Raw genomic sequence first — 19,127 nt, 5'->3', positions numbered from 1 at the left:
GTCAGTCCATCCCCAGTGGACCGACCGAGTCCCCGGACAGGAACTGGCGCACGAACGGATCCTGGGACGCGAACGCTTCGTCGGCCGCCCCGTAATAGACCACCTGGCCCTGCCAGATCAGCCCGACGTAGTCACTGACCTTGCGCGCGGTGCGGATGTCGTGCGTGACAACGACATACGCCCCCTTGTCGTCGTCGTGGACCTTGAGGATCACGTCGTTGAGCAGGCTCGTGCGCACCGGGTCCAGGCCCGAGTCCGGTTCGTCGAACAGGACGATCTCCGGGTTCAGCACCAGCGCGCGGGCGAACCCGGCACGTTTGCGCATCCCGCCCGAGATCTCGTTCGGCGCCTTCTTCTCCGCGGCTTCGAGCCCGACCTCCTTGAGCCGTTCCATGACGACCTCACGGATTTCGGCCTCCGGCATGCCGGTGTGCTTGCGCAGCGGGAAGGCGACGTTGTCGTAGACGTTCATCGAGCCGAACAGCGCACCGTCCTGGAACAGCACGCCGAAACGCTTCCGCAGTTCGGCCCGGTCCCGTTCCCGGATCGCCCAGATGTCCTGCCCGAACACCTCGACGGTGCCGGAGTCGGGCTCCAGCAGGCCCACCAGATGCTTGAGCAGCACGCTCTTCCCGGTGCCGGACGGACCGAGGATCGTCGTGATGGCCCGCGGTTTGAACTCCAGCGTCAGCCCCCGCATGACCTGGAACGAACCGAAGGACTTGTGCAGATCCCGGACCGTGGCGACGGCCTGCGGGACGGCCGGCAGCACGTCGGTACTGGCTTCACCGCGACTCTGCGGATTCATGCGGACTCCTCTGGCGCCACAATCGCTAATTGGCTATGGGTGTCTGAATGGTCGTGCCGAAGAAGAGCTGGTAAAGAATCGCGGCGGCACCGGACACGACGATCATGTTGACCATCATCGATTTCGCCGTGTTGCGCCCGACGCCCACCGGGCCGCCCGAGGCGGTGTAGCCGTAGAAACAGCCGATGAGCACCACGAGCGTCGCGAGCAGCATCGCCCAGATCAGCGCGTACAGCAGGTCCACCGGGGTCTGGAAGGACCAGAAGATGTTCGAGTAGCCACCCGGCGAGGTCGTCTGCAGCATCGGCTGCACGACGAGCCACGAACCGACGAACTGGCAGCCCTCTCCCATCAGGAAAAGGAACGGCGCCGCGATCCAGATCGCCCACAGCCGGGTGCCGGCGAGATAGGCCCGGGAGTGGATGCCCATCACCTCCAGCGCGTCGATCTCGTCGCTGATCCGCATCGAGCCGATCTCCGCGACGTAACCGCAACCGACCTTCGCCGCGAGGATCCAGCCCCACATCGAGGTCGAGTCCGCCTTGAGGTCGCCGACCGCGGTGAACACGCCGACATAGCCCGACGCGCCGACCTGGTCGAGGATGTAATGGCCCTGCAGCCCGGTTTCCGCCCCGATCGCGAACATCATGAACCAGATGATGATGCCGCTGGAGCGCATCAGGATCGCCGTCTGGCGCAGCACCTCGGAGAAGTAGAGCCCGAGAGTCAGCGGCGCCTCGCCGAGTACCCGGACGGCGAAGTAGGCGATGTCGCCTACGGTTTCACAGGCGCTGCGGAGCACGTTCGACTGCTTCGGTACCGGCGTGCGCAGGCGCGGCAGCCTAGCCGTGTTGTCCACTGTGGTCATGACCTACCGTCCTTCACCGCAGCATCAACAGGTTCGGGTTCAGGCCCTGCGCGATGGCGTTGAAGAAGAAGTTGAACACCCACACCATCGCGAAGCAGATGACGACCGCCTGGTTGACGGCGCGGCCGACACCCTCCGGGCCGCCACCCGCGTTGAGGCCCTTGTAGCTGCAGATCACCCCGATCATCAACCCGGTCAGGAGCGTCTTGAGCTCGGCGCCCCACACGTCGGCCGCGTACAGGTTGTGCGACATGCTGTCGATGTAGGCCCCGGAGGTGGTGTCCCCCAGCGCGCCCACCGCGACCAGGCCGAGCAGCACGCCGACGAACGACGTCAGGCAGTTGAGCAGGGCGCACATCACCGCCGTCGCGATGACGCGCGGGATCACGAGCATCCGCACGACATCCATGCCGAGCACCTTCAGCGCGTCCAGCTCTTCGCGGGCCCGCCGGGCGCCGAGGTCGGACGTGATCGAGGTCCCGATGACACCGGCCACGACCATGCCGACCATGAAGGCCGCGATCTCGCGGATGTCGGCCATCACCCAGAACGCGCCCATCCGGTTCGCGGCACCGAGCAGGACGAGCAGGCCGACACCCATCACCGTGATCAGGAACCCGAACCCGGCCATCGAGATGGTGGCGGGCCAGAAACACAGGCGCAGCAACGCGTACATCTCGTCGAGCGTGTCTTTCCAGTAGCCGCGCGGGTAACGGGCCGCGCTGTAGAGCACCTGCCCGAGCAGCCGGCAGATCTGCCCGACCTCCAGCACGACCGTCCGGGCCGGGCCGGGCACGGCCGCGACCACCCGCTCCCCGGCGGAAGGACGGCGCCGGGGCGGGGCGGCGCCGGGTTTCTCGACCGTCGTCACGTCACTTCACCGAGTCCACCAGGTCGGCGCGCCCGGCCTCACGAAGAATGTTCTCGTAGGTGCCGAACAGCGGTTTGGTGATGGGCACGACCTTCATCACCGCGGAGACCTTGCCCTTGGTCCTGATCTGCCCGCGCGCCATCGCCAGCGCGACGTTCACCTTGCCGAGCCAGAACCGGTGCGCGGTGTCGGCCTGCATTTCCAGCTCGGCGTCGATCGGCCGGGTGACCTGCGGGGTCCCGGCCGGCCCGAGCTGGACGACGCCCTCGCCGAAGTCGATCACCATGGTCGATTCCGGATCGGTCTGGTTGAGCTTGAGCACCGAGCCGACCTTGCGCAGTTTCGGCCCCAGCTCGGGATCCTCCAGGCTGACCTGGAAGATCCTGCCCAGGTACCGGTAGACCTCGTCCTCGTCCTTGAAGACACCCACGTGAGCTCCTTCGCTCGGAAAGTCAGTCGTTGTGCAGAAAGATCGCCCGCTCCGGGCAGGCCTGGGCCGCCGCGGCCGCCGCGCCGGCGAGCTCGGGCGGGATTTCCCCGGTCAGGACGAAGGATTTGCCTTCGTCGTCCACATCGAACAGTTCCGGGGCGCGGGCCACGCAGCGCGCGTGGCCCTCGCACCTGTCCGCGTCGATCACGGCGCGGATCACCGGTCGGGCCAATCGTCGAAGACCACCGGCACCGTCTTGACGCCCCAGGTGTTCCCGGTGTGCCAGACGGCTTCCTTGCCGGGCTCGATCCGGTAGCGGGGGACGCGGCGCAGGAACTCCTGCAGCAGCAGCTTCAGCTCCAGCCGGGCCAGGTGCGAGCCGAGGCAGCGGTGGATGCCCGAGCCGAACCCGAGGTGCCGGTTGGGCTGCCGGTCGAAGACCAGCTCGTCGGGCTCGGGGAACTCCTCGGGGTCCCGGTTGGCCGAGGGCCACAGCAGCAGCAACCGGTCGCCCTCGGCCAGCTGCCGCCCCGCGAACTCGCACGGTTCCGTGACGTTGCGCGCCACCCCGGGCTGGGGCGGCATGAACCGGATCAGTTCCTCCACGGCCAGATCCAGCTTGTCGGGGTCGTCGATGACCTGCTCCAGCTGATCGCGAACCCGCGGCTGCTCGGCGAACATGAGCAGCAACCGGCTCAGCACACTGGCGGTGGTGTCGAAGCCGGCGGGCACCAGCACGAGGCAGAATCCGTAGATCTCGTCGTCGGTGAGGCGTTCACCGTCGAGCTCGGCCTGGTCGAGATGACTGATCAGATCCGGGCCGTATCCGTTCCTGCGCCGTTCGTCGAGCATTTCGGCGAAGTACATGGTGCAGTTGAGCCCGGCCTGCATCGACCGTTCCAGGTTTTCCTCGTCGGTCGCCTCGGGGTCGGGCTGCAGCATGTACAGGAACTCGTTCTTGAGCATTTCCCAGTCCTTTTCGGGAACGCCCAGATACAGTTCGAGAATCGCGCGCAGCGGCAACGGGATCGCGACTTCCTTCGCCAGATCCGCCTGTGGCCGGCCGACGAGCCCGTCGACGATGGTGCGCACCATTTCGCGCATATGCGGTTCGAGCGCCTCCACCGATTTGGGGCTGAACTGCGCACCGACGAGCGTCCGGTATTTCCGGTGCATCGGCGGATCGGCCTCGATCGGGATCATCGGAGTGGGATTGCCGAAGGGCGGGATCGTCACCGGGAACGAGGAGAACAGTTCCGGCTTGTGCGCCGCTTCGTAGACGTCGCGGTACCGGGAGACGGCGTAGAAGCCGCCGTGCTCGACGCTGTGCGCGACCGGGCACTCGGTGCGCATCCTGGTGAAGATCTCGTCCTGGTGTTTCTGGCAGTCCCTGTCGTGCAGGCTGAAATGGTCGATCAGTTTGCTGATGACGCCTTCGTCGGCACTCACGGCAGCTCCTCTCGTTGGTGTGTTTCGAAGTGGCGGAGCCGCTTGCGGTGTGGGACTCGGCTCGCACCGCCGCGGGTTGGAATCGGCCGGGCCGCGCGAAGCGCGCCCGTTGAGGGTGGCGGTCGGCGACGGGTGGGCGGTTCCTGGCGAGGACAGCGCCGACCGTGGTGATCGGCATTCATGAGGAAGCGATCCCACAGCCAGGGGCCGCCTTGAACCAGCGGAGTCGCGCGGAGCGTGCCCGTTGAGGGTGGTGGTGGGCGACGGGAGGGGCCGCCACCCCCACCGCCACCCGAGCCACTTCCGGACAGTCGCCAGGGCCTGGTGTTCAGGCCAGTCGCAGGACCGGCTTGATCGTCTTGCCCGCCTCGGAGTCCGCACAGGCCGCGTTGATGTCGGCGAAGTCGTAGCTGGTGATCAGCTTGTCGAACGGGAACCGGCCCTGGGCGTGCAGTTCGAGCAGGCGCGGGATGAACTCGTCGGGACGCGCGTCGCCCTCGGTGACGCCGGTGATCGTCCGGCCGGTCATCAGCAGCTCGAGCATGTCCACCTGGACCTCGGTGCCCGCCTCGCCGAAACCGAGCACGGCACAGGTTCCCTTGGGCGCCAGGGCACTCACCGCCTGGCGCACCACGGAGGTCACCGCGGTGGTGTCGACGGTGAAGTCCGCGCCGCGGCCGGTGATCCGCTGGATCTCCTCGACCGCGTCGGTGGCGGTGGCGTCGATCCCATGGGTGGCACCGAGTTCCCCGGCCAGCGCGAGCCGGTCGGGTACCAGGTCCACGGCGATCACCTTCGTGCACCCGGCCGCCCGCGCGGCCATCACCGCGGCGATGCCGACCGCTCCGGCGCCGAACACCGCCAGGCTCGACCCGGGGCCGGGGCGAAGCCGGTTGAGCACCGTGCCGGCACCGGTCTGGATACCGCATCCCAGCGGCCCGACGATCGAGAGGTCGGCATCCGGGCCCAGTTTGACGACATTGCTCTCCACGGCGATCGAATGCGTCGCGAACGAGGACTGGCTGAAGAAGAACCCGTGCACGCCGCCTTCGCCGTGCAGCGCGTTGGTGCCGTCGGGGCGGGAGCCCGCGACGTTCCTGACCACGAACTGCTCGCAGTAGGCCGGGTCTCCCGCCAGGCACATCCGGCAGTCGTGGCAGGAGGCGAAGGTGAGCAGGACCTTGTCGCCGGGTGCGACCTTCGAGACGCCGGGCCCGACGGCCTCGACCACGCCCGCGCCCTCGTGCCCGAGCACCAGGGGCAGCGGCACCGGCAGCCACTGGTTGCGGACACCGATGTCGGTGTGGCAGATGCCGGTGGAGTGGATCTTGACCAGCACCTCGCCCGCACGGGGGTCGTCGAGCTCCAGGTCCTCGATCCGGAACGGCCGGCCGGCCTCACGGACGACGGCGGCTTTGATACGCATGGGAAATCTCCTTCAGGCAGGCAGGTAGATCGACTTGAGCTGCAGGTAGCCGGCGAGCGCCTCGGGGCCGAACTCCCGCCCGATGCCGCTGGCCTTCACCCCGCCGAAGGGGGCGTTGAGATCGATGACGTACCCGTTCACGCCGATCGTCCCGGTCTGCACCCCGCGGGCGATGGCCGTGGCCCGCGCGGCATCGGCGGACCAGACGCTGCCGCCGAGGCCGTAGTCCGAGTCGTTGGCGATCCGCACGGCGTCTTCGTCACCGTCGTAGGGGATGACCGACAGCACCGGGCCGAAGATCTCCTCCTGCGCGATCGTCGATGCGTTGTCGACGTCGGCGAACAGTGTCGGTTCGACGAACCAGCCGCGGTCGAAGCCGGCCGGCCGGCCGCCGCCGAGCACGAGCCGCGCGCCCTCGCGACGCCCCTTGGCGATGTAGCCTTCGACCCGCTCGCGATGCTCGGCCGAGGCCAGCGGCCCGACCTGCGTCGAGGGTTCGAGTGGGTCACCCACCTGCAGCCCGCCCAGCCAGCCGGCCAGGGAGTCGACCACCTCGTCGTAACGGCTGCGCGGCGCCAGGATCCTGGTGCACGCCATGCAGGTCTGGCCGTTGTTGGCCAGCGAAGCGAAGTACAGCCCCTCGGTCACCTTGTCCAGATCCGCGTCGTCGAGGATCACCGCGGCGGATTTGCCGCCCAGCTCCAGGGAAACCGGCCGCATCAGGCGGCCGCACCGCTCGGCGATCAGCCGCCCGGCCGCGGTCGACCCGGTGAACGCGATCTTGTCGACGCCGGGGTGCGAAACGAGGTAGGCCCCCAGCTCCCGGCCGCCGGGCACCCAGTTCAGCACGCCGGCGGGCACCCCCGCCTCCTCGGCCGCCTCGGCGAGCAGGAAGCTGTCGAGCACGGTGCCCGGCGAGGGCTTGAGCACCACGGTGCAGCCCGCCGCCAGTGCCGGGGCGATCTTGGTGATCGCGAGTACGACGGGGTAGTTCCAGGGCACGATCGCCCCGACCACACCGACCGGGCTGCGCCGGATCAGCGTGTCGAAACCGAGCGGGGATGCCCGCCGCTCCTCGAAGTCGGTCGACGTGGCCAGTGCCGCGTAGTACCGCAGCAAGGCCACCGCGTAGCCGCCTTCGAACTGCTCGCTCAGGCTCAGCGGCATCCCGTTCTGGAGGCTGACCGTCCGGGTCAGCTGGCTGCCGCGCTTTTCCAGCGCGTCGGCGAACCGGTTGAGCACATCCGCTCGCTCGGCGGGCTCCGCGGTAGCCCACGGGGAACTCTCGAACGCGGCGCGCGCCGCGCTCACCGCGCGGTCGACGTCCTCCTCGCCGGCTTCGGGGACGCTGCCCAGTGGTTCTTCGGTCGTCGCGTTGACGACCTCGATCCGACGGCCGGTCGCCGGTGGCACCCATCCTCCGTCGATGAACAGATTCTCGTACGCCAGTGGCATGTTCAGCTCCTTTGCTGTGGCCCCTTGTGCAACCGCGCTTCCGCCGGTGTGACGCCGCTCATCCAGACGCTATTGACCCCGTACGGGGCGGCTCAACACGTAGAAATACCCGGTTCCGGGTACCGGTGGCCCGCACGTACCCACCAAAATGGACAAGGCCGGTACCCCGTCGGGAGACCCGCGGGGGTACCGGCCGTGCAAACGCTTTCAGGAATCCGTGGAATGACCGGGAAAAACCGGCCGCGCCGGGTCGAGGAAATGCGCCGCGTTGTTCACCGCGGTCGCCGCTTCCCCGAAGCCGACGGCGATGAGCCGCACCTTGCCTGGATAGTCGTTGATGTCGCCTACGGCGAAGACGCCGGGGATGTTGGTGGCCATCGACGCGTCCACCGGGATATGCCTGCGGTTTTCGATGTGGACGCCCCACCGCAGCAGTGGCCCGAGGTTCGCGGTGAACCCCAGCGCGGCGATGATCCGCTGGCACGGCAGAGTGCGTACTTCCTCCCCGCGCGCGATCTCCACCAGCTCGACCGAGTCCGCACCGACCACTTTGGACACCGTGGCGCCGGTGATGACCTCGACCGGGCTCGCCCGTACGGCCTCGACAGTGGACGGGTGGGCCCGGAAGGTGTCACGGCGGTGGACGACCGTGACCGAGCGGGCCAGCGGGTGCAGGGCCTGTGCCCAGTCGAAGGCGGAATCACCACCACCGACGATCACCACGTCCGTACCGGCGTAATCCTCGAGCCTGCGCACGAAGTAGGCCAGTCCGCGTCCGGCGAACTCCCGTGCCGCGGGCAGTTCGCGCGGGGTGAAGGTGCCGATCCCGCCGGCGATGACGACCGCTTTCGCGGTGACGCGGGTTCCGCTGTCGGTGGTCACGACGAATCCCGGCTCCAGCGTCTCCGCCCGCTGTCCGAGCAGATAGCACGGCCGGAACGGCTCCGCCTGCGCCAGCAGCCGGTCCACCAGTTCGCGGCCGCGCACGGCGGGGAATCCGGCGACGTCGTAGATCTTCTTTTCCGGGTACATGGCGTTGATCTGCCCGCCCGGTTCGGGCAGCGAGTCCAGTACCGCCACCGAGAGCCCGCGGAAACCCGCGTAATAGGCGGCGAACAGGCCGGCCGGTCCCGCGCCGACGATCACCAGGTCGACCTCGTGGTTCATCCGGCGGCCTCGTAACCGCTCACCAGCTCCGTGTCGACGCCGATCGTGCCTGTCTCCGCCGCTCCCCCCGGCGCGCCGATGGCTTCGGCGCGGCCGGGCAGCGGCAGGTCGAAGAAGCGCGCGTTGTCGTCGGCGAAAAGGGCTTGGCCCGCCGGCACTTTCCGGTCCGACGAGATCGCGCTGACCGGGCAGGCGGGTTCACAGGCACCACAGTCGATGCATTCCGCGGGATTGATGTAGAGCTTGCGCTGTCCTTCGTAGATGCAGTCGACCGGGCATTCGTCCATGCACGACCGGTCCATCACGTCGACGCAGGCAGCGCCGATCACATAAGCCATGATGCGCTCCGTTCAAGCGGGAAAAAGGGATCACGGATACGTCGGCGGCACGACGGAAGCACATCAAGGGTGGACACAGTCTTACACTGGATTTCCGAAGTTGTACAGAGTCAGCGAAGGCTTGGCTCTGCTATCGATATACGACCACGCACCCCGGCAGTACTCAATACAAATATCGTGACTCAGTATTGCTGACTGTAGAACTTTTGCTTACCCTTGCGAAGCCGGCGACCAGCCCAGTCAGAAGGAGGCGCGCAGCGGTGTCTGCTCCCCCGGAAAACGTCCTCGTGATCGGCGCCGGACTCGGCGGCCTCCGCACGGCCGAACAACTGCGCGCACGCGGCTACCCCGGGGACATCACCCTCGTGGGCGCGGAATCCCACCTTCCCTACGACCGGCCACCGCTGTCGAAGCAGGTGCTGACCGGGGCGTGGCCGCCGGAACGTGTCGTGCTGCGGGACGCCGACGGCCTGGCCGCCCTGAAGATCGGCACCGTGCTGGGGACACCGGTGGTGCGGCTGGGCACCCGCGAGGCCGAGCTCGCCGACGGCAGGCGGCTGCGCGGCGAGGCGATCGTGCTCGCGACGGGCGCCACCCCGCGGCGGCTGCCCGGACAGCCGGCCGGGGTGCACACGTTGCGGACGCTGGAGGATTCCCTCGCCTTACGGGCGGCGCTGACCGGCGCGCGGTCCTTGCTCGTCGTCGGCGGCGGGTTCATCGGGGCCGAGGTGGCGTGGGCCGCCCGCGAGCAGGGCCTGCGGGTCACGGTGGTGGAATCCCTGACCGTGCCGTGCGAACGCGCGCTCGGCACCACGGTCGGCGCCGTCTGCGCGCGGTTGATCCGCGAGCACGGGGTGGAGCTGAGGACGGCCGGCACACTGAGCGGTTTCGTCGACGACCACACCGTCGCGCTTTCGGACGGCGAACGGCTCACCGCCGACGTCGTCCTCGCCGGCGTCGGCGCGGTACCCGTGACAGACCTGCTGCGTGACCACGACTCCCACACGCCGGACGGGCTGAGTTGCGATTCCACCGGACGGGTCGCGGGGCTGCCGGGTGTGTGGGCGGTCGGCGACGTGGCGGCCTGGGCGGACCCGGTCCGTGGCACGCCGTTCCGGCAGGAACACTGGACCGGCGCCGCCGAGCAGGCCGCGGTCGTCGCCGCCGGCATCCTGGGCGCCGGCCCGGCCGAGCCGGTGCTGCCGTACTTCTGGTCCGATCAGTTCGGCCTGAAGATCCAGGGCATCGGCAGGCCCGCCCTGGCCGACACCGTCGTCCCGCTCCAGGGCGAGGGGTTGCGGGGCGGTCCCGTCAAGGGGACCGTGGCCGGCTATTTCGCCCGGGACAAGCTGACCGGAGTCGTCGGATTCGGCGCCGCCAGATGGATCGCGCGGTACCGGCCACTGGTCACGAACGGCGCGGACCGGCATGAGGCCTTCGCCCTGACGTGAACCACCGGGCTGCTCCGGCACCGCCGGCCAGGACGGTAATCTTGGCCCGGCGAGGTGGTGACACGATGGCCGAGGGGAACAGGCCCCGCGTATCCCGGCGGCGCGAGGTTTCGCACGCCAGTGCGAGATCGCTGCTGGTGACGGTGCTGGGCGAGTTCGCGCTGCCACGTGGTGAACCGGTCTGGACTTCGACCTTCGTCCGGGTGCTGGCGCGCTTCGGGATCGAGGAGAAGGCGGCGAGGCAGGCGCTGACCCGCGCCGCCAACGAGGGCTGGATCTCCTCCGAACGCGCCGGACGGCGGGTGCGCTGGCAGCTGACCGGTCCCGGGCGCCGGTTGCTGACCGAGGGCGCGGAGCGGATCTACGGGTTCGGCCGCTCCTCGCCGGACTGGGACCGGCGCTGGCTGATCCTGCTCGTCTCCATTCCGGACTCCCAGCGGGAACTGCGGCACCGGGTGAAGAGCCAGCTCTCCTGGGCGGGTTTCGGCTCCCCCAACCCCGGGGTGTGGGTCAGCCCGCGCACGCAGCCGCCGCCGGAAGCCGGAGAGATCATCGCCGAGCTCAAGGACGGCGGCCAGGCGATGTCGTTCGTCGCGGCGCACGGCGACGTAAGCGACGAAGTGGACATGGTTTCGCGCGCCTGGGACCTCACCGGCCTCGAAGCGCGCTACGAGGAGTTCATCGACCAGTTCACCGGGCTCAAGCCGGCCACGAGCGCCGCAGCGTTCGACGCGCACGTCAAGCTCGTGCACGAATGGCGCCGCTTTCCCTTCCTCGACCCGGGACTGCCCCGTGACCTGCTGCCCGCCCGCTGGAGCGGTGAGCAGGCGGCCAAGCTGTTCCACACGCAGTACGACGAGTGGCGGGAACCTGCGCTGCGGCACTGGGAGACGCTCGCCGACGCCGAAGAAGCGGCCTGAACCCTTCACATGTCTCGTCCCCCGGTCACCTCCAGCACCGCCCCGGTCACGAAGGACGACAGGTCCGAAGCCAGGAACAGCACCGCGTTCGCCAGCTCGTGCGGCTCGCCCGCCCGGCCGAGCGGGGTGTCCTGGACCCGCGCCTGCCACGCTTCCTCCGACATCGCCCGGGCGCCGGGCGTACCGAACAAGCCGGGCTGCACGGTGTTCACGCGGACGCCGAACGGGGCCCATTCCTTCGCGGCCGTCTTGGTCAGGCCGACGATGGCCGCCTTCGCGGCGGCGTAGTGCCCCTGCGCGATACCACCGGTCTTGGCCACGATCGACGAGATGTTCACGATCGTGCCGCTTCCCTGTCCGCGCATGGCTTTCGAGGCCTCCCGCATCATCAGCCAGGAGCCCTTCAGGTGGACGTCCAGGACCTCGTCCCAGACCTCGACCGTCATCTTCCGCAACGTCGAGGGCCTGATCACGCTCGCGTTGTTCACCAACACATCCACCGCCCCGAACGCGTCCTGGCAGGCGCGCACCACATGCTCGGCGCTCGCCGGGTCGCGAACGTCGGCCGCCACGCACATCGCGGTGCCGCCCTTGTCCTCGATGCGCGACACCACGCCGGCCGCGGCGGCGGCGTTGAGATCCGCGACCGCGACCCGGGCCCCGTGGCAGGCGAACACCTCGGCGATCGCCTGCCCCAGGCCCTGCCCGGCGCCGGTGACGATCACGCTGCGCTGGTCCAGCAGCTTCGCGCTGATCATCTCGCCGCCCCGGCGGCGACCTCGTCCCGGTCCGCCCCGCCGGCGTCGGTCCATTCCGTGAGCAGCTGTGCCCGCAGCACCTTGCCCTGCGGGCTGGTCGGCAGCAGCTCGGAGCGGATCCACCAGCGGGTGGGCACCTGGAACTTGGCGAGTTCGCCGGTCACCTGGGCGCGCAGCTCTTCGGCCGTCGCGGTGGCGCCTTTGCGGAGGACGACGACGGCGCCGACCTGTTCCCCGAGTTCCGCGTGGGGCAACGGCAGCGCGGCCGCCTCCACCACGCCGGGCAGACCGGTCAGGGCTTCCTCGACCCGCGCGCACGCGATGTTCTCGCCGCCGCGGATGATGATTTCCTTGCTGCGACCGGACAAATAGAGATAACGGTCCTCGCTGACCCAGCCACGGTCGCCGGTGTGCAGCCAGCCGTCCTCGTCCACCGGCGAAGGCGCCTCGGGCAGGAACCCGCTCATCAGCCCCGGACTGCGAGCCAGGATTTCCCCGGCCCCCTGCTCGTCCGGATCGACGATCCTGATCTGCGCGACCGGCAACAGCTTCCCGACCGCGCCGGGGCGCGAGGCCAGTTCCTTCGCCGACCCCATCGCGAGCAGCCCACCGGTTTCGGTCATCCCGTAGAGCGATCCCGCGCCGCCGCCCTTGAGGTTGGGAAACGCGCGCCTGACCCGCTCGTTGAACCCCGGCGGGGAGGCGGAGCCGCCCAGCCCGATGGAGCGCAGGCTGGAGAGGTCGTGGCGGGCGAAGTCCTCGTGTTCCATCAGCCGGACCACCATCGCGGGCACCGCGCCCCACGTCTGCACACGCTCCTGTTCGATCAGGCGCAGTACTTCCGCCGGCCGGAAGCGCCCGGCCTGGTAGACCAGGCGCCCGCCGGTCAGCAGCGGGCTCGTCAGCACCTGCACCCCGGCGAGGTGGAACAGCGGCACGGTCATCAGGCTGACCGAGCCGCGATGGTCCGCCGGCAGTTCGGGCGGCAGCCGCCTGGCGGTGCCGAGCAGGTTCTGCATGTTGTTGACGACCGATCGCTGCGAGAGCACGGTGCCCTTCGGGGTGCCCGTGCTGCCCGCGGTGAACAGCACCAGCGCGGGATCGTCCTCGGCGACCCCGGGCAACGGGAACTCTCCGGGGTCGTCACCGCTGAGCAACGGAGTGACCTCGGTGATGCCGGCGGAGCCGACCCCCTCGGGCACCCGGTCCGCGGCCTCGTCGTCGACGACGACCAGCCGTGGCCCGATACCGCCGATGAGCCCGGCGGCTTCCGGCACGCTCCACCACGCGTTGCCGAGCACCACGACGGCGCCGAGCAGATGACCTGCCCAGTAGGTGATGCCGAGTTCAAGTCTGTTGCGGCACAACAACATCACCCGGTCGCCGCGCTCCACACCGTGCTCGCGCAGCCACTTCGCGGCCCGGATCACGGCCTGCTCGTGCTGGGCGAAAGTCAGCCGGTATCCGTCCTGCACCACGTGTACGCGGTCGGGCCGGCGGCGGCCGTCGAGCAGCATTTCGGCGACCGAACGCCGGCGGTCCCGGTACACCGGGGACGGGCGTCCGCCGACCGGTTCGGTCACCACCTCGCGTCCCCAGGCGGGACCGCGCCCGGCGGGTTCACTCAGCATCGGTCACTCCCGCCTCGTCCCGGAAGCGCGCGTCCCGTTGCCGGTAGGCGGCTTTGGTGCCGTGCTCGCGGCGGGTGCGGAAGAAGTTGAACTCGTCCTTGTCGAAGGAGAGGTTGGTGCCCAGGGTGTGCCCGACGAAACCGCGCTGGAACTGCTGGGTCGCGCCGAGCGAGTCGAGCGCCATCTGGTGGATCGCCTTGCCGGTGACCAGCGCGTCCTTCGGGTTCTGCGCCACCCGGCGCGCCCAGTCCTCGGTGGTCTTGTCCAGCTGGTCCTCGGGCACCGAGATGTTGGCCAGCCCCAGTCCGGCGGCTTCGGTGCCGTCGAACTCGGAGCCGAACAGCAGCATTTCCCGCACCTTCTTCGGCCCGTACTGCAGCAGCAAGGTGTTGAGGTGCCAGGTGTTCCCGGCGAAACCGAGGCGCTGCTCGGCGTGGCTGAACCGCGCGGTGTCCGCGCAGACCACCAGGTCCACGAGCTCGGCCAGGTAGATGCCGAAGCCGACACAGGCGCCCTGCACCTGCGCGATGACCGGTTTGGCCGCGTACTGGAAGGCCATGTAGCCCTCGGCGAGGCGCCGGTCGATCTTCAGCCTGGTGCGCTGGTTCATGCGCACGTGCCTGCCGTTCTCGTCACGCTTGTTCAGGCCGTAGACCTCGACCACGTCGTTGAAGTCGTGCCCGGCGCAGAAGGACCTGCCGCGGCCCTTGAGGATGATGACCTTGACCTCGTCGTCGTCCTCGAGCTCGTGCAGCCGGTCGACGAGGAAGTCCGCGTCGCCGAACGTCAGCGCGTTGGACTTCTCCGGCCGGTTCAGCACCAGCCGGGCGATCGCGCCGTCTTTTTCCACCACCACGGGATCGGTTGTCATGTTCGGCCTTCCTAGCTGATCGGGTTACGGGACAAGGCTTGGGTCACCCGGGTGTTCTGCTCGGCGAACACCCTGGACTCCGAGGCCCACGGCCTGCCGGGAATCCGCAGCACGCGACCGTCCTTTGTGGTCAGATGGTCGAAGAAGTCGCGGTAGCGGCTCAGCTGCTGATCTTCGAGGACCTCGTCGATCCGGCGCACCGGGGCGACCGGCACCGCGTACCGCTGGGCGAGTTCGAGCAGCTCGTCCCTGGTGTGGCTCATCAGCCACGGGCTGATCAGCTCGTCCACCTCGCCGGGGTAGGTGATCGCGACCGCGTACAGGTCCTGGTAGCGCTCCTGGCGGGACCATTCGGGGTGTCCCATCATCTCCAGCAGGCTGTCCCATTCCCGCGCGCTGCGGCAGATCATCGCCACGTAACCGTCCTTGCACGGGAACAGGCCGAACGGGAAACGCCCACCGGAACCCGGCGCGCGCCTGCCTTCGCGGCGCAACGGGATCCGGTAGTAGCTCGCCACGGCGCCGTAGATCCGGACGTAGGAAGCGAGCACCTCGGTTCCCGAGATCTCGACCAGATGGCCTTCGCCGGTCTCGGCCGCCGCGTTGAGGGCGGCCGCCGCGGCGGCGGCGCCGTGCAGTCCTAATTGGAGGGAGCCGATCCCGTAGGGCAGGGACAGCGGTTCGGCGTCCGGCCTGCCCACCATGTACATCAGGCCGCTCAGTGCCTGCATGGCCAGCTCGCCCGCCTCGTCGTCGGACCAGCCGACGGCCGGGAGGCGCACGTAGCACATCCGTGGCGCGAGTGCGTGCAAGGTCTCCCAGTCCAGACCGCGTGCACGCAGCTCGCCAAGGGACAGATCGGTGACGAACACCGACGCGTAGGGCAGCAGCTCCTGCACGATGATGGCGTCGCTGCCGTCCTGACGGGTGACCACGTCCTTGCCGGCGTCCAGGTACAGCCGGGCGGCCGCGGTCATGCCGTCCCGGCGCCGTTCGTCCTCGACCGTGACGACTTCGCCGCCGGCGTCGGCCATCAGTTTCGCGGCGAAGGCGGCCGCCCTGCTTCCGCCGACCTCGATCGTCAGCGTGCCGTCGACCATCGCGCCCATCAGTGGAACACCCCTTTCGCCACGTAGTCGCCGTACTTCCGGGCCGACAGGTGCCGGCCGAACACTTCCTCGTTGTGCTGTCCCAGACACGGCGCCGGCGCGCCGACCCTGGGCACCGCGCCGTCGAGCTGCCAGGGCACGCTCGTGATGGTCAGTTCGCCGATCAGCGGGTGCGGGTGGCCGACGTTCTGCAGGAAACCCCGTTCGGCGAAGCGCTCGTCGCGTGCGACCGCGGCCGGGCTGAGCACAGGCGCGCAGTCGAGGCCGCGTTCACGCAGCCTGCCGAGGAGCGTTTCGCGGTCCGGCCTGTCCGCCGCCACGGGAACGTCCCCGGCGGCGACCACCCACTCGTCCTCGCCCGCGGCGGGCAGCACCGACCACGGCTCGCCCTCGGGGCCCTGGTTTCCGCGCGGGCGCGGGATCGTCCGCTCCAGCTGCTGCTCGACGAACGCCTCGCCGATCAGGCTCACGCAGGCCTCGGTCTGGGAGATGTCGGCATGCTGGCCCCGGCCCGTCCTCCGCCGGCCGTAAAGTGCCGCCAGCGCAAGGAAAACGCCGCTGAACGTACAGTTGAGATCGGCCAGCGCCAGTGCCGAGCAGCCCACGACCTCACCGTCGGCATACCCGATCAGCCCTTCGACCCCGGCCAGGGACGTCATCACCGGCGCGTAGGCACGCTGGGTCCGCAATGGACCGGTCTGCCCGTAGCCGCTGGCGGAAACGACGACCAGCGCGGGGAATTCGTCGAGCAGCGTGGCCACCGGCATGCCGAGCCGTTCGAGCCAGCCCGGCGCGAAGTTCTCGATGAACAGATCGGCGTCACCGAGCAAGGTCCGGAAAAGCTCCTTGCCCTCCTCGGTCTTGAGGTTGAGGGTGACGCTTTTCTTGTCCGCGTTGGCCTCGTGCAGCAGCTGGAACGCCTCGTCCGCCGGGAACCCCTCCGGGTCGTCCGGCCGGGGCAGGCGCGCGCGGTTCACGTCGATCTTCGCGCGCGATTCGACCTTCACCACTTCCGCGCCCAGCTCGGCCAGCACCCGGCCGATCAACGGGGCCGCGACGCCCGTGGTCACCTCGACCACCCGCATTCCCTCGAGCCAGCCCACATCGCCGAAGATCTCACGCATCTCGTGCCACCTTGTCCAGCTCGTCGAGGAAGTCCTGTGACCGCAGTACCCGTCCGCTGACGCCGCCGGATTCCTCGCCACACAACCGGAGCACGGCCTCGGCCAGTACCGCCGGGCTTTCCGCGTCGGGGTTGTCCTCGGTCGTGACGCCGTGGAAGACCGTGCCCGGGGTGGGCACGACCTTGCTGGGGCCGATCGCGTTGACCGCCACCCCGTCACCGTGGACCTCGGCCGCGAGCCCGGAGGAGAAACGCTCCAGCGCGGCCTTGCACATCCCGTACAGCGTGGTCGTTCCCTTTGCGCCCCAACGACTCGGCGGCACCCGCGGGTGGCGCGCCACGTCCGAGGTGATGTTGCAGATCCGCCCGGAGCCGCGCGCCCGCATCCCGGGCAGCACCAGCTGGCTCAGGTGCAGCGGCGCGTGCACGCCGATGGCGAACATCAGCTCGGCACGGCCGAGGTCGAATTCCGCGGCCGGGGAGAAGTACGCGATCGCGGCGTTGTTCACCAGGATGTCCACGCGCCCGAACTCGCGTTCCGCGGCCGCGGCCAGCGCCGCACGCTGCGCCGGATCGGCCAGGTCGGTGGGCACGGCGATCGCCCTGCCTCCCGCCGAGTTGATGGAATCCACGGTTTCGTCGAGAGTTCCCGGCAACCGGCCCGGTCTGCCGGCCGTGGACCGCGCGGCGGCGACCACGCCGGCCCCTTCCGCCGCGAGCCGGGCCGCGATCTCGGCCCCGATCCCGCGGCTGGCGCCGGTCACGATCGCGACCGCGCCGTCCAGTATCCCTGTCATTCCCGCCTCCTTGGTCGGCAAGTCAGCTACGGAGCACGCCCGTGGTGTCGACCGCGGTGCGCAGCAGTTCGAGCTCCTGCGCCCGCGGGACCGGCGTGGTCCGCACGTCTTCGTGGTGTGCCAGCTCGAATCCCGTGTTCTCCCGGATCTCCTCGACCGACGACCACGGGTGCACGGTCCGGATCCGCATGGTGTGGCCGGCTCCGCCGAAGTCGAATGTCCCGAGTGGACTGATCAGCAGACTGGGCCCGCGGCCGGGCAGGCCGAGTGCTTCGCGTTCCCTCCCGGTGCGGCCGAAGCCGAGCGCCGAGACGAAGTCCACCTCCGGCCGGAAGTTCCTCGTCGAGTGCTCCCCCAGCACGATGAAGAACTCGCGCGCGTGCCCCGCCAGCACGCTGGCACCGATGGCGCCGGGCCCGCGCACCTTGGGCTTGGCCCAGTCGCCGACGGCGACCGTGTTGAGATTGCCGAAGCGGTCGACCTGGATTCCGCCGAGGACGGCGAAATCGAACGCGCGGCGGCTCCAGTCGATGAGGTCGATGTTGTCGGTGAGCTCGGTGAGCGCCTCGGCGCCGTCGATCAGCGCCTCGTCCGCGATGGGCAGTAACCGCCCCGGCCTCGGGTTCACGACGCCGGACGGGCCCGAGAGGAACGACAGACCCGGTGCCGTGCTCAGCTGCGCGAGGGCGCAGCCCGCGGCGGCGACCTCGGACCGGGTGCCGAGGACTCCCACGGTTTCGTCCCGCAACCGACGGGCGAGCAGTACGGCGGTGAACTCCGGCACCGTTGCCAGGTCTTGCATTTCTCACACCTTCTCGGTCTGCAGCACGTGCCGTTCCACGTACTCGCGGCGGCCGGCCTCGGTCGCGGCGAGCCGGGCGTATCCGGCGAGATGGTCCAAGTCGGGCGGGTAGAGACCCTGGCTGCCGCAGGGCTGCGCGCCGGCCTGAACCACCGCGGACACGAGGAACCCGGGGATCTTGGTCGAACGAGGATCGGTGCGCAGCTCGTCCCCGCTCACGAGCTCATCGACCGACGCGATCACGGTGCGCGCCGCACGCGCGATCAGCTGGTCGAAGAAGGTCGCGCCGAGGAACTGCAGGTTTCCGTGCTCGTCGCCGCGCTGGGCGTGGATGAGCGCGACGTCGGGCACCGCCGCCGGCACGGCATACAGCCTGGCACCCCCGGCCAGCGGATGGCCGAACGGCCGGTACCACTCCGGGTTGACCGCGGGCAGGTCCGTGCCCAGGTCGTGGATCAGGCCGAAGGGCAGATCATCGGCGGCCGCACGCAGGGACGAAGCCAGTCCCGGCCCGTCGATCTCCGCGATCTTCAGCGAGCCTTCCCTTGCCGCGGCGCGAAAAGCCGGGGCGAAGCCGAACTGTTCCATGGTCAGGAACGGCGTGGCGATCTCGGCGAGACAGCCGGCCGCGATCAGCAGATCCGGCCCGATGGCTCCCGGGCTGCTCACCAGGCGCAGGTCGCGCGCGCCCGCCCGGATGATCGCCCGTACCACCGTCATCGGGGTGTTGTAGAAGGTCCAGCCGCCGAGGGCGACCGTGCTGGCAGTGGAAACCAGCGCGGCCGCCTCGGCCGGCGTCACGACCTTGGAACGCCGTCGGGTCATCTCATGCTCCTCCTCCGCGGCTCGCGCC

20 protein-coding genes are annotated in these 19,127 nt (G+C 69.4%); 2 read left to right on the top strand and 18 right to left on the bottom strand.

Annotation, left to right across the window (positions count from 1 at the left end):
- Position 1: 1 nt before the first annotated feature.
- The 10 genes from VHD82_RS18570 to fdxA all read right to left on the bottom strand — a co-directional run bounded on the left by VHD82_RS18570 (position 2) and on the right by fdxA (position 8,812).
- The gene (locus tag VHD82_RS18570) at positions 2-808 is read right to left on the bottom strand and encodes an ABC transporter ATP-binding protein (protein WP_325704980.1); all 807 of its coding nucleotides are present in this window, start codon (positions 806-808) and stop codon (positions 2-4) included.
- A gap of 25 nt (positions 809-833) precedes the next feature.
- A complete protein-coding gene (locus VHD82_RS18565) occupies positions 834-1,676 on the bottom strand; it encodes an ABC transporter permease (RefSeq protein ID WP_325704977.1) in 843 nt (280 codons plus the stop codon).
- A 13-nt stretch (positions 1,677-1,689) separates the two neighbouring features.
- Positions 1,690-2,547, bottom strand: a complete 858-nt coding sequence (locus VHD82_RS18560; RefSeq protein ID WP_325704974.1) for an ABC transporter permease — start codon at positions 2,545-2,547, stop codon at positions 1,690-1,692.
- A gap of 1 nt (position 2,548) precedes the next feature.
- Entirely contained in the window at positions 2,549-2,977 is a 429-nt protein-coding gene (locus VHD82_RS18555; RefSeq protein WP_325704971.1) for an SCP2 sterol-binding domain-containing protein, read from the bottom strand.
- Positions 2,978-2,999: 22 nt separating this feature from the next.
- Complete coding sequence (locus VHD82_RS18550) at positions 3,000-3,197, bottom strand: ferredoxin (protein ID WP_325704968.1); 198 nt, start codon at positions 3,195-3,197, stop codon at positions 3,000-3,002.
- The gene (locus tag VHD82_RS18545) at positions 3,194-4,426 is read right to left on the bottom strand and encodes a cytochrome P450 (protein WP_325704965.1); all 1,233 of its coding nucleotides are present in this window, start codon (positions 4,424-4,426) and stop codon (positions 3,194-3,196) included. The genes VHD82_RS18550 and VHD82_RS18545 overlap by 4 nt, the downstream gene beginning before the upstream one ends.
- 328 nt (positions 4,427-4,754) lie before the next feature.
- Complete coding sequence (locus tag VHD82_RS18540) at positions 4,755-5,852, bottom strand: NAD(P)-dependent alcohol dehydrogenase (RefSeq protein WP_325704962.1); 1,098 nt, start codon at positions 5,850-5,852, stop codon at positions 4,755-4,757.
- A gap of 12 nt (positions 5,853-5,864) precedes the next feature.
- On the bottom strand, positions 5,865-7,307 hold the full coding sequence (locus VHD82_RS18535; RefSeq protein ID WP_325704959.1) for an aldehyde dehydrogenase: 1,443 nt from the start codon (positions 7,305-7,307) through the stop codon (positions 5,865-5,867).
- A 207-nt stretch (positions 7,308-7,514) separates the two neighbouring features.
- Positions 7,515-8,474 (bottom strand): NAD(P)/FAD-dependent oxidoreductase, encoded by a 960-nt coding sequence (locus tag VHD82_RS18530; RefSeq protein ID WP_325704956.1) that lies wholly within the window; start codon positions 8,472-8,474, stop codon positions 7,515-7,517.
- On the bottom strand, positions 8,471-8,812 hold the full coding sequence (gene fdxA / locus VHD82_RS18525) for a ferredoxin (RefSeq protein WP_325704953.1): 342 nt from the start codon (positions 8,810-8,812) through the stop codon (positions 8,471-8,473). Before fdxA ends, VHD82_RS18530 begins: the two co-directional genes overlap by 4 nt.
- 260 nt (positions 8,813-9,072) lie before the next feature.
- Between fdxA and VHD82_RS18520 the strand changes: the two genes are divergently transcribed.
- A complete protein-coding gene (locus tag VHD82_RS18520; RefSeq protein WP_325704950.1) occupies positions 9,073-10,263 on the top strand; it encodes an NAD(P)/FAD-dependent oxidoreductase in 1,191 nt (396 codons plus the stop codon).
- 65 nt (positions 10,264-10,328) lie between these two features.
- A complete protein-coding gene (locus tag VHD82_RS18515; RefSeq protein WP_325704947.1) occupies positions 10,329-11,183 on the top strand; it encodes a PaaX family transcriptional regulator C-terminal domain-containing protein in 855 nt (284 codons plus the stop codon).
- Between the two features lie 5 nt (positions 11,184-11,188).
- Here VHD82_RS18515 and fabG read toward each other — a convergent pair whose 3' ends face one another.
- From fabG to VHD82_RS18475, 8 genes are read right to left on the bottom strand one after another with little or no spacing between them, the layout of a single operon-like run.
- Entirely contained in the window at positions 11,189-11,941 is a 753-nt protein-coding gene (fabG, locus tag VHD82_RS18510) for a 3-oxoacyl-ACP reductase FabG (protein WP_325704944.1), read from the bottom strand.
- Entirely contained in the window at positions 11,938-13,572 is a 1,635-nt protein-coding gene (locus VHD82_RS18505) for a class I adenylate-forming enzyme family protein (protein WP_325704941.1), read from the bottom strand. The genes fabG and VHD82_RS18505 overlap by 4 nt, the downstream gene beginning before the upstream one ends.
- Positions 13,562-14,443: an enoyl-CoA hydratase/isomerase family protein gene (locus tag VHD82_RS18500; protein WP_325704939.1), complete on the bottom strand. Its 882-nt coding sequence runs from the start codon at positions 14,441-14,443 to the stop codon at positions 13,562-13,564. The genes VHD82_RS18505 and VHD82_RS18500 overlap by 11 nt, the downstream gene beginning before the upstream one ends.
- Before the next feature lie 11 nt (positions 14,444-14,454).
- A complete protein-coding gene (locus VHD82_RS18495; RefSeq protein ID WP_325704936.1) occupies positions 14,455-15,552 on the bottom strand; it encodes a CoA transferase in 1,098 nt (365 codons plus the stop codon).
- Positions 15,552-16,676, bottom strand: a complete 1,125-nt coding sequence (locus VHD82_RS18490) for a CaiB/BaiF CoA transferase family protein (RefSeq protein WP_325704933.1) — start codon at positions 16,674-16,676, stop codon at positions 15,552-15,554. The genes VHD82_RS18495 and VHD82_RS18490 overlap by 1 nt, the downstream gene beginning before the upstream one ends.
- Positions 16,669-17,472 carry an SDR family NAD(P)-dependent oxidoreductase gene (locus VHD82_RS18485; protein WP_325704930.1) on the bottom strand — a complete coding sequence of 268 codons (804 nt, stop codon included), beginning with the start codon at positions 17,470-17,472 and terminating at the stop codon, positions 16,669-16,671. Before VHD82_RS18485 ends, VHD82_RS18490 begins: the two co-directional genes overlap by 8 nt.
- A 22-nt stretch (positions 17,473-17,494) precedes the next feature.
- Positions 17,495-18,274, bottom strand: a complete 780-nt coding sequence (locus tag VHD82_RS18480; RefSeq protein WP_325704927.1) for a CoA-transferase subunit beta — start codon at positions 18,272-18,274, stop codon at positions 17,495-17,497.
- A 3-nt stretch (positions 18,275-18,277) separates the two neighbouring features.
- Positions 18,278-19,099, bottom strand: a complete 822-nt coding sequence (locus VHD82_RS18475; RefSeq protein WP_325704924.1) for a CoA transferase subunit A — start codon at positions 19,097-19,099, stop codon at positions 18,278-18,280.
- Positions 19,100-19,127 lie beyond the last annotated feature (28 nt).

The sequence above is a fragment of the Amycolatopsis sp. genome, from assembly GCF_035546795.1.
GTDB lineage: Bacteria > Actinomycetota > Actinomycetes > Mycobacteriales > Pseudonocardiaceae > Amycolatopsis_E.
This window is presented reverse-complemented; position numbering and strand designations above follow the sequence as displayed.

Bases quoted from the DNA above. Each gene is read 5' to 3' on its own strand.
- VHD82_RS18530 (WP_325704956.1), bottom strand. From the start codon at position 8,474: ATGAACCACGAGGTCGACCTGGTGATCGTCGGCGCGGGACCGGCCGGC.
- VHD82_RS18485 (WP_325704930.1), bottom strand. From the start codon at position 17,472: ATGACAGGGATACTGGACGGCGCGGTCGCGATCGTGACCGGCGCCAGC.
- VHD82_RS18515 (WP_325704947.1), top strand. From the start codon at position 10,329: ATGGCCGAGGGGAACAGGCCCCGCGTATCCCGGCGGCGCGAGGTTTCG.
- VHD82_RS18495 (WP_325704936.1), bottom strand. From the start codon at position 15,552: ATGGGCGCGATGGTCGACGGCACGCTGACGATCGAGGTCGGCGGAAGC.
- VHD82_RS18540 (WP_325704962.1), bottom strand. From the start codon at position 5,852: ATGCGTATCAAAGCCGCCGTCGTCCGTGAGGCCGGCCGGCCGTTCCGG.
- VHD82_RS18475 (WP_325704924.1), bottom strand. From the start codon at position 19,099: ATGACCCGACGGCGTTCCAAGGTCGTGACGCCGGCCGAGGCGGCCGCG.
- VHD82_RS18480 (WP_325704927.1), bottom strand. From the start codon at position 18,274: ATGCAAGACCTGGCAACGGTGCCGGAGTTCACCGCCGTACTGCTCGCC.
- VHD82_RS18570 (WP_325704980.1), bottom strand. From the start codon at position 808: ATGAATCCGCAGAGTCGCGGTGAAGCCAGTACCGACGTGCTGCCGGCC.
- fabG (WP_325704944.1), bottom strand. From the start codon at position 11,941: ATGATCAGCGCGAAGCTGCTGGACCAGCGCAGCGTGATCGTCACCGGC.
- VHD82_RS18535 (WP_325704959.1), bottom strand. From the start codon at position 7,307: ATGCCACTGGCGTACGAGAATCTGTTCATCGACGGAGGATGGGTGCCA.
- VHD82_RS18505 (WP_325704941.1), bottom strand. From the start codon at position 13,572: ATGCTGAGTGAACCCGCCGGGCGCGGTCCCGCCTGGGGACGCGAGGTG.
- VHD82_RS18500 (WP_325704939.1), bottom strand. From the start codon at position 14,443: ATGACAACCGATCCCGTGGTGGTGGAAAAAGACGGCGCGATCGCCCGG.
- fdxA (WP_325704953.1), bottom strand. From the start codon at position 8,812: ATGGCTTATGTGATCGGCGCTGCCTGCGTCGACGTGATGGACCGGTCG.
- VHD82_RS18565 (WP_325704977.1), bottom strand. From the start codon at position 1,676: ATGACCACAGTGGACAACACGGCTAGGCTGCCGCGCCTGCGCACGCCG.
- VHD82_RS18490 (WP_325704933.1), bottom strand. From the start codon at position 16,676: ATGCGTGAGATCTTCGGCGATGTGGGCTGGCTCGAGGGAATGCGGGTG.